Annotated in this window: 11 protein-coding genes; 7 read left to right on the top strand and 4 right to left on the bottom strand. The window is 74.3% G+C overall.

Annotated features, from left to right (window positions below; genetic code table 11):
* Positions 1 to 7 precede the first annotated feature (7 nt).
* Positions 8 to 1,462: a thymidylate kinase gene (locus tag AB0F10_RS38890; protein WP_360637400.1), complete on the bottom strand. Its 1,455-nt coding sequence runs from the start codon at positions 1,460 to 1,462 to the stop codon at positions 8 to 10.
* Positions 1,463 to 1,569: 107 nt separating this feature from the next.
* On the opposite strand from AB0F10_RS38890, the gene AB0F10_RS38885 reads away from it, so the two are divergent.
* The 6 genes from AB0F10_RS38885 (at position 1,570) to AB0F10_RS38860 (ending at position 8,011) form a co-directional block, all read left to right on the top strand.
* On the top strand, positions 1,570 to 2,847 hold the full coding sequence (locus AB0F10_RS38885) for a polysaccharide biosynthesis protein (RefSeq protein ID WP_360637398.1): 1,278 nt from the start codon (positions 1,570 to 1,572) through the stop codon (positions 2,845 to 2,847).
* 14 nt (positions 2,848 to 2,861) lie between these two features.
* Entirely contained in the window at positions 2,862 to 4,007 is a 1,146-nt protein-coding gene (locus AB0F10_RS38880) for a glycosyltransferase family 4 protein (protein WP_360637395.1), read from the top strand.
* A 98-nt stretch (positions 4,008 to 4,105) separates the two neighbouring features.
* Positions 4,106 to 4,978: a glycosyltransferase gene (locus AB0F10_RS38875; RefSeq protein WP_360637392.1), complete on the top strand. Its 873-nt coding sequence runs from the start codon at positions 4,106 to 4,108 to the stop codon at positions 4,976 to 4,978.
* Positions 4,975 to 6,114 carry a glycosyltransferase family 4 protein gene (locus tag AB0F10_RS38870; protein WP_360637389.1) on the top strand — a complete coding sequence of 380 codons (1,140 nt, stop codon included), beginning with the start codon at positions 4,975 to 4,977 and terminating at the stop codon, positions 6,112 to 6,114. The genes AB0F10_RS38875 and AB0F10_RS38870 overlap by 4 nt, the downstream gene beginning before the upstream one ends.
* Before the next feature lie 50 nt (positions 6,115 to 6,164).
* Entirely contained in the window at positions 6,165 to 6,740 is a 576-nt protein-coding gene (locus AB0F10_RS38865) for a helix-turn-helix domain-containing protein (protein ID WP_360637386.1), read from the top strand.
* Positions 6,737 to 8,011, top strand: coding sequence for an MFS transporter (locus AB0F10_RS38860; protein WP_360637383.1), 1,275 nt, complete (start codon positions 6,737 to 6,739; stop codon positions 8,009 to 8,011). The genes AB0F10_RS38865 and AB0F10_RS38860 overlap by 4 nt, the downstream gene beginning before the upstream one ends.
* 8 nt (positions 8,012 to 8,019) lie before the next feature.
* Here the strand turns inward: AB0F10_RS38860 and AB0F10_RS38855 are convergent, their stop codons facing one another.
* From AB0F10_RS38855 to AB0F10_RS38845, 3 genes are all read right to left on the bottom strand, one after another.
* Complete coding sequence (locus AB0F10_RS38855; protein WP_360637381.1) at positions 8,020 to 9,036, bottom strand: metallophosphoesterase; 1,017 nt, start codon at positions 9,034 to 9,036, stop codon at positions 8,020 to 8,022.
* Positions 9,033 to 12,797: a hypothetical protein gene (locus AB0F10_RS38850; protein WP_360637378.1), complete on the bottom strand. Its 3,765-nt coding sequence runs from the start codon at positions 12,795 to 12,797 to the stop codon at positions 9,033 to 9,035. Before AB0F10_RS38850 ends, AB0F10_RS38855 begins: the two co-directional genes overlap by 4 nt.
* Positions 12,798 to 12,911: 114 nt before the next feature.
* Entirely contained in the window at positions 12,912 to 13,187 is a 276-nt protein-coding gene (locus AB0F10_RS38845; protein WP_360637375.1) for a hypothetical protein, read from the bottom strand.
* 142 nt (positions 13,188 to 13,329) lie between these two features.
* On the opposite strand from AB0F10_RS38845, the gene AB0F10_RS38840 reads away from it, so the two are divergent.
* Positions 13,330 to 13,849, top strand: a 520-nt coding sequence (locus tag AB0F10_RS38840; RefSeq protein ID WP_360637372.1) for a hypothetical protein, incomplete at its 3' end; no start/stop codon positions are given.

The following is a 13,849-nucleotide window of genomic DNA, read 5'->3' as shown; positions in this document are numbered from 1 at the left end:
GCTGCCGTCACCGGCGGCGGCGCCGGGGCGGGCCGTGTGCCGCCTGCACGACCGCGGCGACGAGCCGCGCCAGCGGGTCGGCCGCCGCGCCGGAGGTGTCCACGACCAGCTCGGCGTGGCGGGCGGGGTGCTCGGCGAGCAGCGCGCGGAACCGTTGCTGCTGGCCGGCCTGCTCGGCGAGGGTGCGCTCGGGCTTGCGGGCGTGGATCACCTCGGCCGGCGCGTCAGGCAGCACCAGCACGTCGGGCGCGGGCACCACCAGTTCGGCGAAGCGGGCGGCGCGGGAGCCGGGCCACGGCGACTCGCGCAGGTCGTAGACCCAGCGGTCGGCGATCACCACCCGCCGGCGGCGCACGGCCGGCGCGACCACGCTCAGGTAGCGCCAGATGTACTCACCGGCGTAGAACCACGCGGCCACCCGGCGCAGCCCGGGATAGTCGATCGGCGCCGGCGCCGGCACCGGCACGGGCGCCGACGCAGGCGGCCCGGGCAGGGCGGCGGCGTCCGGCGACGGCGCGGTCGAGCCGACCTGCAGCAGGCGGCGGGCGAGGGCGACACCGGGCAGGTTGCCCCGGGCCATGCCGAAGTACGCCCCGGTGGTGGACAGCCCGTAGCGGTCCAGGCGGTCGTGCAGCCCCTCGGCGACCGTCGACTTGCCGGAGCCGTCCGTGCCGACCAGGGCCACGACGACGCCGCGGGTGCGCAGGCCCAGCGGCCCGGCGGTGCCCATGGCCGGCACCACCGCCCGGCGCTGCGCCCAGGTGGACCCCACCACGGCGGGCGCCAGGCTCCGCGCGGCCAGGCGCAACCGGGCCCGCCGGGGCAGGCCCGGGGCAGGCGGCGCGCCGCTGGCCAGGGTGATCAGTTCGGTGGCGACCCCGGCGCCGAGCTGCGCGGTGAGCCGCCGGACGAAGCCCTCCCGGTGACCGGGCGGCGCCGACATCCAGGCGGCGCGGGCCTCCTCGAGGCGGGGCCCGTCGGGCACCCGGCCGCGCAGGACCGGGCGCACCAGCAGGTCGGCGACCGCGGCGGCATGGGTGAGGCGGTGGGTGGCCGGATCGGTGGTGACCTCCGCGGCGGGCACCAGCAGCACGGGGCCGACGCGCAGGTCGCCGTAGGTCACGTCGACGACGGCCGGGCCGGTGGTGGTCTCGATCGCCAGGCTCACGTGCCGCAGCCGGCGCGGATCGTGCGCCTCGGCCACCCGGGCGCCGGCGTACGCGCGGACGAGCACGTCGATCGGGCCGCCGTCGCACGGCGGCGCCGCGTACCAGACGTCGAGGTCCTTGGGCCCGGTGTCGCCGGCCCAGCGCTCGGCCGCCCCGGCCTCGCCCTGCCAGGCCCAAGGCCGCCCGCCGCCGTCGAGGGCGGCGACCACGCCCGCCAGCAGGCCGGTGCGGCTGATCCCGGAAGCGCCCCGCGGTGGCGGCCGATCCGCGCCGAGTTGCCGATAATCAGTCATTTCATCCCGATTATGGACCCCGGGGTACGCCCCGCGTCCCCCGTTTTGGTGACCAGGCTCGCCGAACAATCGGACAGGTCGGCCGCCCGGCCGTCGATAGAGACGGTGTGACCCTCCTTGCCGGCCGCCTCGCGCGCCTCGCCGCCCTGGGCGCCGCGCCGATCGCCGTCGCCGTGGCCGTGCAGAGCGCGGGCAACCTCGCCTTCCACGCGGTCGTCGGGCGGCTGATGGACCCCGGCTCGTACGGGGCGCTGGGCGCGGTGCTGAGCGCGATGGTGATGCTGGGCGTCCCGCTGGGCGCGCTGCAGACCGCCGCCTCCGCCCTGGTCGCCGAGCACGGCCTGACCCGGGAGACGACCCGCCGGACGCTGCGCTCGGTGGCCCTGTGGTCGCTGCCGCCCGCGCTCGTGGTGCTCGGCTGCGCGCCGCTGCTGCGCGACTACTTCCACCTGGCGTCGCTCGCCGAGGCCGCGCAGCTCGCCCCGTACCTGATCGTGGCGGCCGTGACCGCCGCGGCCCGCGGGCTGCTGCTCGGCGACCGGCGGGTGGGCACGGTCGCGACGACCTACCTGGTCGCCACCGTGGTCCGGCTGACGCTGGGGCTGGTGCTCGTCGTGCCCTTCGGCGTCTCCGGCGCCCTGGCCGGCACCATCGTCTCGGAGCTCGCCGCCCTGTTCGTCGCCGCCCGGCGGCTGCGGGTGCCGGCCGGGAGCAGCGGCGCGACGGGGCTGCGGCTGGGCGCGGTCGCCTACGCCGGGATCGCGGTCACCGGCATGTTCCTGTTCTCCACCGCCGACCTGCTGCTCGCCCGGCACCACCTGGGTGACGCCGCCTCCGGCTCGTACGTCGCCGCCGCCACCGTGGCCAAGACCGTGCTGGCGCTGCCCGCGGGCATCATGGCGGCCGTCTTCCCGCGGCTGCTCGCCGCCTGGCCGGCCGCCGGGCGGGGCCGCGCGCTGCTCACCAGCGGCGCCGCGGTCGCCGGGCCGGCCGTCCTGGGCGCCGCGGTGATCGTCGCGGTGCCGTCGCTGGTGCTGCGCGTGCTCTACGGCGACGGGTACGCCGACGCGGCCGGGCTGGTCCGCGCGCTGGCGAGCGTCGCCGCGCTGACCTGCCTGGTGTCCGTGCTGACCCACGCCGGGCTGGCCCGCCGGTCCCGCACGATCCTGGTCCCCTGGGCCGGCGCCGTGCTCGAGATCGCGCTGATCCAGGTGTGGCACGGCTCGGCGACGCAGATCGCCGCCTGCTCGGCCGCCGCCCTCGTGCCGACGCTGCTGCTGATGGCCGCGCTGGAGGGCCTGCCCTGGTCCCGCGCGCCGCGGGCGAAGTCTCACATCGTCACCGAGGGTGCCGATGCTCCCCATACCGCCGCGACCGCGGCCTGACCCGCGGAGGCGTCGTGCGCATCCTCGTCCTGAACTGGCGCGACCTCACCCACCCCGCCGCGGGTGGTGCGGAGGTCTACACCGAGCAGGTCCTGCGCCGCTGGGCGCGGGCCGGCCACGAGGTGACCCTGTTCGCCGCGGCCGTCGCCGGGCAGCCCGCCGCCGAGATCGTCGACGGTTACCGGGTGGTGCGCGCCGGCACCCGGTTCACCGTGTACCGCGAGGCCCGCCGCTGGTGGCAGCGCTACGGCCGGGGCCGCTTCGACGTGGTCATCGACGAGACGAACACCGTGCCCTTCCACGCACACGAGTGGGTCGACGACGGCGCACGCACCGTCGCGCTGGTGCACCAGACCTGCGAGGAGATCTGGCACCACAACGCGCCGCCGGTGGTCGCGCACCTGGGCCGGCACCTGCTCGAGCCGGGCTGGCTGCGCCGGCTGGCCGGCTCGCCGATCCTGGCCGTGTCGGACTCGACGCGCGACGCCCTGGCGCGCTTCGGCGCCCGCGACGTCACCGTCGTGCCGGAGGGCTACGAGCCGCCGGCCGTCCTGCCGACGTCCGCCAAGGAGACGCGGCCGACCGCCGTGTTCTGCGGCCGGATGGTCAGCTACAAGCGCCCGTGGGACGTGATCAAGGCGGTGCAGCTCGTCCGCCGGGAGGTTCCCGACCTGCGGCTCTGGATGATCGGCGGCGGCCCGCTGCTCGAGCGGCTCCGCGCGGGCGCACCGGAGGGCGTCGAGTTCCTCGGCCGGGTGCCCGAGGAGGTCAAGCACGACCGGATGGCCCGGGCCCACGTGCACCTCGCGACGAGTGTCCGCGAGGGCTGGGGCCTGGTCGTCACCGAGGCCGCCGCGCTGGGCACCCCGACCATCGCGTACGACGTGCCCGGATTGCGCGACTCGACGCGGGCCGCGGGCGGCGTCGTGGTGCCGCCGCGGCCGCAGGAGCTGGCGCACCGGCTGCGCGAGCTGCTGCCGGCCCGGATGAGCGAGCCGTTCGCGCCGCTGGCGTACGGCGGGGCGCACGGCTGGGACGAGGTCGCCGAGACCCTGCTGGCCGCGGTGGAGCAGCACGCCCGGGTGCCGCGCGGCGTGCACGCGGTGAGCGTCGTCAAGAGCCGGCGGGGCCACAAGCGGCGGCTCCGGGTCGGCGCGTAGCCGCGCGTCCTCCGCAATGTCGGGCGCGAGGCGTCTAAATCAGCTCATAATGTGAATAAGGGACACGTCCCGACCGCACCGGCTTTGGAGACTGCCCGATGACAAGCCACCCCGTGGTTTCGGTGATCGTTCCCGCCTATGACAGCGCGCCGCTGCTGCGGGACTTCCTGGGCGCCTGCCAGGCCTCGCAGTCCCGGGACTTCGAGGTCATCATCAACGACGACCTGCGCTCGACGGACGGCACCCCCGCGCTCGTCGAGGAGTTCCGCACCGGCGGCCTGGACGTGACGTACCTGCAGGAGAACCGCTCGATGGCGCAGGGCCGCAAGCGCGGCGCGGCCGAGGCGCGCGGGTCGATCCTGCTGCACCTCGACTCCGACATGAAGGTCACCCCCGGCCTGATCGGCGAGTGCGCCGACCTGCTCGCGGGCGGTTTCGACGCCCTGGTCATCCCCGAGGAGTCGTTCGGCACCACCTTCTGGGCCCGGTGCAAGTGGCTGGAGAAGAAGATCTACGACGGGGTGGAGCAGATCGAGTCGCTGCGCTGCGTGCGGCGCGACATCTACGACAAGCTCGGCGGCCACAACGAGCGGATGGTCTTCTCCGAGGACAAGGACTTCGACCTGCGGGTACGCAAGGCCGGGTACGCGATCGGCCGGACCCGCAACTTCCTCTACCACAACGAGGGCGCCCTGCGGCTGCGCAAAACCATGCACAAGAAGCTGGGGTACTCGGGCACCGCCGACCTGTTCGCCGCCGAGCACCCCGAGGCGTACCGGTGGCAGACCAACATCTTCCACCGCTTCGGGCTGTACCTGAAGAACTTCCGGTACGCCTTCTCCCACCCGCTGCTCTACGGCGGCCTGTGGGTGATGAAGATCGGCGAGTTCGGCTTCGGCGCGCTCGGCCAGGTGCGGCACCGGCTGGCGGTCCGCAAGCTGGACGGCGGCGTGCGCGGCGGCGCCGCATGACCAGGGTCGCGCATGTGATCGCCGAGTTCTCCGCCAGGGAGGCGATGGGCCGCACGGTCACCGAGACGGCCAACCGGGTACCGGGCGAGCACCACCTGATCACCACCCACGCGATCGACGGACAGGACGCGTTCGCCGGCGTCCACGAGATCGGCGGCGCGCTGGAGACGTTCCCGCTCGGCCGTTCCGACGCGCTGCGGGACGCCCTCGACAAGATCCGGCCGGACCTGGTGCACCTGCACGCCGGGGCGCTCGGCCCGTTCCTGGCGCTGCTTCCGGCGCTGCGCGGGCATCGCAAGCTGCTCACCGCGTACGCGTGGCCGACGCTGCCCGGTCCGGGCGCGTGGCGGCGGGCGACCGTTGCGGAGATGCGAAGCTCCAATGTGCTGCGCGCCCGGGTCGTGGTGACCACGGTCCTGCCGGTGCCGCTCGCGGCCGCCGCGCTGCGCCGGGCCGGCGCGACCACCGTGCTCACCCCCGACCCGCGGGTCGCCGACCGGCTCGGACGCCGGCACGGCCTGAACGTCGTCCGGTTCACCTCCGGGGCGCCGGTCGACCCGCGCCGGGCGCGGTTCGACGCCGAGCGGCCGACCATCGTCTTCGCCGGCCGCGCCGAGGTGGTCCGCGGCCTGGACACCCTGCTGGCCGCGTTCGGCCGGGTCCGGGCGGCGGTGCCCGGCGTGCGGCTGCGGCTGCTGCTCATCCCCCGGCCGGAGCTGCCGCGGATCCTGGCCCGGGCCGGCGCCGCCGGCGACGCCATCGAGGTGGTCACCGAGCCGGTTCCGGACCTGCTGGCCGAGCTCGCCGCCGCGCAGGTGGGCACCTGGCCGTTCAAGTTCGACTACACCACCTCGCCGCCGGCGATGGCGCTGGTCGAGGCGATGGCCGTGGGCCTGCCCGTCGTCGGCACCGACGTCGCCTGCGTGCGGGCGGTCCTCGACCACGGCGTGAACGGCCTGTCGGTGCCGCCGGCCGACCCGCCGGCCCTGGCCGGCGCGCTGATCACCCTGCTGCGCGACGAGGTGACCTGGCGGCGGTACGCGAAGGCGGGGCTGGAGTCGGCGACCCAGCGGATGGGCTGGGACCGGGTCGCCGAGAAGACCGAGGAGGCGTACGTCGCCGTGCTCCACGGGTAGATGCTAGAGAAGTCTTGCTAAAGCTATGTTTATAAAGCATCCTCTAGGACATGGCCGCCGAGGAACGTAAGACGATCCGGCTGGACGATCCGCGCGCCCTGCGCGCCTACGCGCACCCGCTGCGGCTCAGCCTCATCGGGATGCTGCGGCGCAACGGGCCGATGACCGCCACCCAGTGCGCCGCCGTCCTGGACGAGAACGTGCCGAACTGCTCCTTCCACCTGCGGCAGCTCGCGAAGTACGGGCTGGCCGAGCGGGCACCCGCGGCCGACGGGCGCGAGCGGCCCTGGCAGGCGACCGCGACCAGCACGTCGTGGAGCGACGACTCGGACGACCCGGAGGCGCGGATCGCGGCCGACCAGCTCAACGCGGCGCTGCTCCGGCAGTACCTGCGGCGGGCCGAGGCCTATCTCGAGGTCCGCGGCGAGGAGCCCGCCGAGTGGCGCGCGGCGGCCGGCTTCGGCGACGAGATGATCTACGTGACCGCGGAGCAGCTGGTCGCCCTCACCGAGCAGGTCGAGGCGATGCTGGAGCCCTACCGGGACCGGGCGGCCCGGGCGGCGGGATCCCGGCCGGTCACCATCGTGCAGATGGCGATACCGACGCCCGAGGACGGTGCGCCGTGACCACCACCACCGCCGCCCCGCCGAGGCCGGCGCCCGCGGGGGCATTGCTCCGCGACCGGGTGTTCCGGCACTACTGGTCCGCGCACGTCGTCTCGCTGGTCGGCGACCAGATCTCGCTGATCGCGATCCCGCTGATCGCCGTGCTGACGCTCGGTGCCGGACCCGCCGAGATGGGCTACCTGACCGCCGCCGCGCTGGTGCCGAACCTGCTGTTCTCGCTGCCCGCCGGGGCCTGGGTGGACCGGCAGTCCTACAAGCGGAAGGTCATGATCGCCGCCGATCTCGGCCGGGCCGCACTGATCGTGATGGTGCCGGTGCTGGCGTTCGCCGGGGTGCTGGGGCTGTGGCACCTCTGCGCGCTCTGCTTCGCCATCGGCACGCTCACCGTCTTCTACGAGGTCGCCGACGGCAGCCTGTTCGCGTCCGTGGTCCGGCGCCCGGACTACATCGCCGCCAACTCGCTGACCGTCGGCGCCCGGGCCATGTCGTTCGTGGCCGGCCCGAGCGTCGGCGGCGTCCTGGTGCAGGTGCTCACCGCGCCCTTCGCGCTGCTGGCCGACGCGCTGTCATACCTCGGCTCGGCGCTGCTGCTCACCCGGATCGCCCCGCCGGAGAACGCCGGCTCCGGCTCGGCCGGCGGCGGCCTGGGCCTCGGCTCCGGGCTGGCGTTCGTCTTCCGGTCCGCGGTGCTGCGGCAGCTGCTGCTCGGCTGCACCGTGATCAACCTGTTCAACTACGTCTTCCACGCGCTGCTGATCCTCTACGTGACCACCGAGCTGGGCATCTCGCCCGGGATGCTCGGCCCGCTGCTCGGCATCGCGTCGATCGGCGGCCTGGCCGGCGCCGCGGTCACCGGCGCGCTGACCCGCCGGTTCGGCATCGGCCCGATCGTGGTCCTCGGATACCTGGCGTTCCCGCTCCCGCTGGTGCTGATCCCGCTCGCCGGCGGTCCCCAGCCGGTGGTGATCGGCATGCTGCTCGCCGCGGAATTCCTCGCCGCGCTCGGCGTGATGATCCTGGACATCTCGGTCGGCTCGCTGCAGACGGCGTCCACCCCGATGTCCCGGCTCTCCCTGGTCAAGGGCGCGCAGCGGGCGGTCAACTACGGGGTTCGGCCGATCGGGGCGCTGCTCGGCGGCGTGCTCGGCGAGCTGATCGGGGTGCGCGCGGGCCTGTGGGTCGGCGCGGTCGGTGCGGTGACCGGCGTGCTCTTCGTCCTGTTCTCCCCGGTGCCGCGCATGCGTGAGCTGCCCGAACCGCCCGGCGCCTGACCGCGGCGTCAGAAGCAGGACGCCTCGCCCTTGTCGAGCGCCTCGCCGACGCCGACCGCGTGGAAGCTCCAGCTCCACGAGTCCGGCCCGAGCTCCAGGTCCAGGACGCCGTGGTGGTCGAAGTCCACGAACTCGCCGGTGATGGGGGCGGCGCTCGCCGGCAGCCTGCCGTTCTCGTCACGCCCGCCGTCGCCGGGGCCCGGCCGGTAGTGCGCCTGGCCGCCGGTGCCCACCACGTACTGGCGCACCCCGAGCGGGTCGGCCTTGCCGTCCGGGTTGAGCGGGGCGAACCGCTCGTAGTCGGCATCGTGGCCGGACACCACGATCTCGACCCGGTTCTCGTAGAGGGTGCGGTAGAGGTCCGCGGTGCGGGTGTCGGAGCCGGCGATGCCGGACGACCAGCGGGGGTGGTGCCACGCGGCGATCACGCACCTCCGGCCGGTGTTCTTCAGGTCGTCGGCCAGCCAGGTCTGCTGGGGCGAACCCTGGCCGCAGCCACCGGCGACGGCGGCGCAGTTGGAGTTGAGCACCACCAGATGCCAGCGGCCGATCTCCTGCGACCAGTACCCCAGCACGGGATCCTTGACCTGCTTGCCGAAGTACGCGGTGAACGAGTTGGCGTCCTGAACCTTGTACTCCTGGTTGCCGAAGACCGGCACCGTGCGGCTCAGCAGCCGCCCGAAGCTCGGCCCGTACACGTTGCGGTACGCGTCCATGGTCGGCATCTCGTACTGGAAGTCACCGAGGCCGAGCAGCGCGTCGGGCCTCAGCGCGACCGCCAGGTCGGAGACCTGCCGGTGGCGGCAGTGGTCGTTCGCGCCGCCGGCGAAGTCCGGGTCGTCCGGATCGCAGGCCATGTCGCCCACCGCCGCCACCCGCACCGTGTCCGGCCCGGAGGAGCAGCGGCTGAGCAGCGCCGCCGCGGCGACGAGCAGCACCACCGCCAGCGCGACGATCGACACCAGCCGGCGGCGGCCGAGCGCACCGCCGGCGAGGCGGGCCCGGCGGACCATGTTCCCGATCATCCGGATCGCCTCCCCGGCATCCGCAGCATCCCCAGCACCCGGTGCATCCACTGCCCCGGGCGTGGCCGCGGCAGGCGCGCCAGCAGCGGCTCGATCCACCGGTTGCGGCGGCGCAGCCACACCAACGGCCCGACCCGGCCGGCGGAAAGGCGGAACACGTACATGAACGCCAGGGACGCGGCGACCACGACCGGCAGCAGGAAGAGCGCGTACCGGCTGACCCGCGCCGGGGCGTAGCGCATCGTCACCTTGCCGCCCCCGGGCAGCAGCCAGCCGTTCATCCAGCCCTGGAGGGTGACCTTGCGGGCGCCCTCGACGCCGGTGAGCGTCCAGCCGGGTGCGGCGCTCTCGGCGAGCGCGACCGCGGTGTGCCCGGAGGCGACGACCGTGCCGGAGAACTGCGCCGGGTTCTGCCTCGTGAAGTCGACGGTCGAGGTGGCCGCGGGCTCGGCGTTGCGCACCAGCACGATCGCGCTGGGCGTGGCCACCGGGCGCAGCCGCACCCCGCGGTACTCGACCCGGGACTGGTTCTTCTCCTCGAGGTCGCGCAGGCCGTACAGGTAGAGCCGGGTGTCGACCGCGGTCGGGTCCGGCGGGATCAGCGCCTCGTAGGAGGTCCAGCCCTGGTACAGCGCCACCGTCGGCAGCGTGCGGCACAGGTCCGGGCCGCGCAGGTAGAGGCAGAACTTGGGGTTGCGCAGGGCGACGCTGCGCGCCTCCATGGACAGCTCGTACAGCGACGAGGCGCCCATGCCCCTCGTGGGCGCGCCGATGCAGGCCAGGTGCCGGACCGCCTTGAGGGTGTAGGTCGTCTCGCCGTCCGCGCCGACCTGCGACTCGGCGTCCAGCCCGGCCTGCTCGGTGGTCTGGTCGTCGTAGCGGTAGCAGTCGTCAAGCGGCTCGAACGCGCCGAGCACCGAACCGGCCAGCCCGCCGTCGACGCGCAGCTCGTGCCGGCCCGCGGTGAGATCCACGGTCACCTCGGGCACGGCCGGCGGGAAGACCGTCGTCGTGGCGACCGGCTCCAGCGCGACGATGCGCAGGCCGCGGAACTCGGTGACGGTCTTCGGCCGGAGCCGCTCGCCGACGTCGGCGTGCAGGATGATCCGCAGCTCGTCCGCGATGTTGTCCATCGTGACGACCTTCTCGTAGGAGGTCCAGTCGTCGTCGAGCACCGGCCGGCCGCTCAGCTCGCACCCGGAGACCCCGGCCTGCCACAGGCAGATCTGCGGGCGTGCGCCGGTGATGCTGCGGTACTGAAGCTGGACCCGGTACACCTGGCCCGGCTTCGCGTCGCGGACCACCACCTGGGTGCAGGCGGCGTGGTCGGCGGCGGTGAGCCGCACGGTGCGGCCGGCGGCCGTTTCCGTGACGGTCCGGGCGAGCCCGAGCTCCTTCCACGGCCGGGGCTCGTAGTTGTTGCAGTCGAAGACCGGCGAGTATCCGCTGGCGGCGGCCGGCTTCGCCGCGGCGGCCAGCAGGGTGAGGTCGGTGGCGGAGCCGACCGGCACCGGGGCCGGCGTGCCCGCGCCGTCGAGCGAAACGGTCCGGTTGCCGGTGGCGATCGCGCGGATGTCGCGGCCCGCGGGCAGTGGCACCGACAGCGGCGGGCGGCTCGACACGGCCCTGCCGTCCACCTTCACGACGGTCGGATCCTCGAGCAGCAGGCGGGTGTTGGCGGCGTCCAGGCGGGGCGTGAGCACCGCGGCGGCGCGCGCCCGCTGTGCGAGCGTGTACCGGCCGGCGGCCACGTCGACGGTCGTGGTGGGTGAGCCGCTGTCCACGGCCGGCACCGGCCAGTGCACGACGTCCGGCGTGACCGTGACGGTGTCGTCCACCTGGGGGCTCAGGGCGAAGGGCGTGGTGTCCTTGCGCGCGGCGATCGCCGTACGGGTGTCGACCGTGCCGAGCACCGCCGCGCCCGCGTCGGGGCGGGCCGGCGCGTCCAGGACCCGGTCGTAGGTGCGCATGGTCGGGTTGGTGCCGCCGCCGAACATCCACATCTGCAGCGTGCCGTCGACGTCGAGCACCGCGCCGGGCGTCCGGCTCATCGCCGCGCCCAGGATGCGGTCGTCGGCGAAGTACCGGTTGGGCAGGCCGCGGACCAGGTCGTGCCGCACGATGACCCGGCTGACCCCGATGGCGTCGAGCAGCTTCGGCACCGGCGTCAGGTCGCCGGCGAGCAGCGCGGTCTCCACGGCGTGCACGTCCGCGCCGAAGCCGGGCACCTCGCCGAAGTAGCCGCCGGGCTTGGGCTGCACGACCGGATGCTGGATGAGCAGGTTGGCGATGCTGTCCGCGCCGAAGAAGCCCCACGTCGTGGGCATCTGGTAGTAGTCGTCCAGGGGCAGCACGAGCACCTTGCCCGGCCGCGGATCGGCGTCGATGTGCGCGGCCATGTCCCACCACTCCTGCGCGACGCGCACGTGGGTGGACGGCTGGGTCGGCCGCTCGTCGGGCATCACCCCGCCGGTGTACAGCGGGTACGGATAGGCGAGCACGAGCAGCAGCGGGGTGATCGCCCCCGCGTACCCGAGCCGGCGCGGCCACCCCGGCAGCCTCAGGCGGGGCAGCGACCTCAGCCGCAGCAGCGTGCCCTCGACACCGATGGCGAGCAGCACGGCGAAGAAGCTGACGAGCAGCTGTCCGAGCTTGCTCATCGGCTCGCGGAACAGCCAGAAGCCCGGCGCGTGCTGGTACAGGAACATGTTGATCCCGGCGAACGGCGGGCGCAGGCCCTTGGCCAGGAACACGAAGACGAGAACCAGCAGGATCAGGCCGAACGCGACCCGGCGCAGGCGGCGCGGGGCCAGCAGCGGCGCCAGGAAGACCAGCGCGGGCAGCAGGTAGCGGATCCAGAGCCACCACGGGCGGTCCAGGTCGGCGGCGAACGGCAGGTACTGCGGGCGGAACCAGGCCCAGTTGGCCACCATCGTGAGGATGTTCGGCGGCGAGTTGTTGACCTGCGACCAGGACCAGTTCGTCGGGTCGGTGAAGGTCGCGTTGGCGGTGGCGCCACCGCCGCCGCCGAAGCTCTGCGCGAGCGGGACGAGCCAGAACGCGTTGAGCCCGATCGCCCACGGCACGGCGGCCACGAACCATTTCAGCAGCCGTACGGCCGAGGCCCGGCCCAGCACCAGCCCGGCCAGCAGCGGGGTGCCGCCGACCGCCCACGCGAACGCGACCACCAGCATCGGCGGGTTGAACGCCAGGAACGACGTGGGCATGAGCGCGAACCCGGCGATCGGCGCCGGCACCCGCCGGCCCTGCGCGACCCGCATCGCGATGCCGGTGATCAGGGCGACCGAGCCGACCGAGATGATGTTCAGCGGGTTCGGCAGCCGGGTCAGGAAGAAGCCGTTGAGCAGGCCGAAGGTGCCGGCCGTGACGATCGCCGCCTGGTTGCGCACGAACGCGCCGGCCAGGTAGGCCACCCCGAAGCCGACCAGGCCGTAGATGCAGATGTAGAACAGCCACTGCGCCGAGTACTCGTTGAGCCCGACGGCCTTGCACGCCCAGATCAGGACGAACTCGAAGCCCCGCGCCACGGTGTAGCCGGCCGAGCCGGTGCCGGTGGTCTGGTGGTTCCACGACCAGGTGGCCTCGGGCGCCCACCCGCGCCGGATGTACGGGCCCATGTCGCCGCCGGCGATGAAGGTTCCGGTGCGGAACCACTGGCTGACGATGAGCGCGTTGAGCGCGAGCACCATCAGGTAGGGCCGCGAGGCCTGCCACGCGGCACGCGAGAAGAGAGGTCGCACGTCGCAACTCCTCCTCAGCAGGCCCGTCCGCGAGGCGGCCCGGGCGGGCGCGCCGCCGGTAAAATCGGCCGGCGCGGTGTCGCCCTGAGAGGTCTGGGGCCGCGGGCGGCGTGGTCAGGCGGGGTCGGACGGCGGCTGTCCGCGCAACCCGAGCAGGCCCAGCGGCACGGCGGCCGCGGCCAGCGCCAGGCCGGCGAGGGAGCCGTAGTACACGAGTTCGGTCTGGCCCAGGGCGTGCGCGGGCCCGCAGGCGACGAAGATCGCGGCGGCGAGGGCGAGGGGCACCCGCCACAGCCGGTCGGCGAGCGCGGGCACGTCCAGGACGCGGTAGTGCCGGGCCGGGTCCGGAGACGGGTCCAGAGACGGGTCCAGAGGCGGATCGAGCGGCATGTCTCCCCCATCGGCGTCCGGCGCGGCCGGTTGAGCCTTACCGGGGCCGCCCGCCGCCCGAACATCAAGGTTGGCTCAGGCGAGGGGCAAGGTTGGCTCGCGGCCATTCCGATGGCGGCCGCGATGCCGCAACCTGGTGGACATGCGGAACTCAGCCACCACCGGTCGTCGTGTCCTCGTCGTCATCATGGCGATGCTCGGCCTCTGCGGCGCCCTGCTCCTGACGCAGGCCGCGCCGGCCGCCGCCGCCACCAGGCCCGGCACGGACAAGCTCGTGCTCAGCTGGGTCGAGGGCGGCAAGCAGCTTCAGGTGAGCGGGTTCGCGTACCGGCCGAAGGCCGTCGTCGACATCCGCCTCGGCAGCGAGCCGATCCAGCAGGCCCGCAGCGACGCGAACGGCCAGGTGCGGGTCTCGGTGCCGCAGACGCTCGTCGCCGCCGGCCAGTCCGGCGCGAGCATCATCGTGACCGGCCGCTCGGTCTCCGGCGCGTCGCGCGTGCTGATCTCCGCGGTCCCGCCGCAGGCCACCGGCCGCGGGCCGATCGACTTCCTGCCCTGGGCGCTCGCCGCGCTCGCGGTCGCCGTCCTCGCGTCCGGCGCCGTGCACCGCCTGCTGGCGCGCCGGGCGCCCCGCGTCGCCAAGGTCGCCCGGCGCGACCTCC

Origin of the sequence: Actinoplanes sp. NPDC026623 (assembly GCF_040638275.1) — a bacterium.
Lineage (GTDB): Bacteria > Actinomycetota > Actinomycetes > Mycobacteriales > Micromonosporaceae > Actinoplanes.
The sequence above is the reverse complement of the archived record's forward strand: the minus strand, read 5'-3'. Positions and strand labels throughout refer to the sequence as shown.

Bases quoted from the DNA above. Each gene is read 5' to 3' on its own strand.
- AB0F10_RS38875 (WP_360637392.1), top strand. From the start codon at position 4,106: ATGACAAGCCACCCCGTGGTTTCGGTGATCGTTCCCGCCTATGACAGC.
- AB0F10_RS38855 (WP_360637381.1), bottom strand. From the start codon at position 9,036: ATGATCGGGAACATGGTCCGCCGGGCCCGCCTCGCCGGCGGTGCGCTC.
- AB0F10_RS38845 (WP_360637375.1), bottom strand. From the start codon at position 13,187: ATGCCGCTCGATCCGCCTCTGGACCCGTCTCTGGACCCGTCTCCGGAC.
- AB0F10_RS38890 (WP_360637400.1), bottom strand. From the start codon at position 1,462: ATGACTGATTATCGGCAACTCGGCGCGGATCGGCCGCCACCGCGGGGC.
- AB0F10_RS38865 (WP_360637386.1), top strand. From the start codon at position 6,165: ATGGCCGCCGAGGAACGTAAGACGATCCGGCTGGACGATCCGCGCGCC.
- AB0F10_RS38870 (WP_360637389.1), top strand. From the start codon at position 4,975: ATGACCAGGGTCGCGCATGTGATCGCCGAGTTCTCCGCCAGGGAGGCG.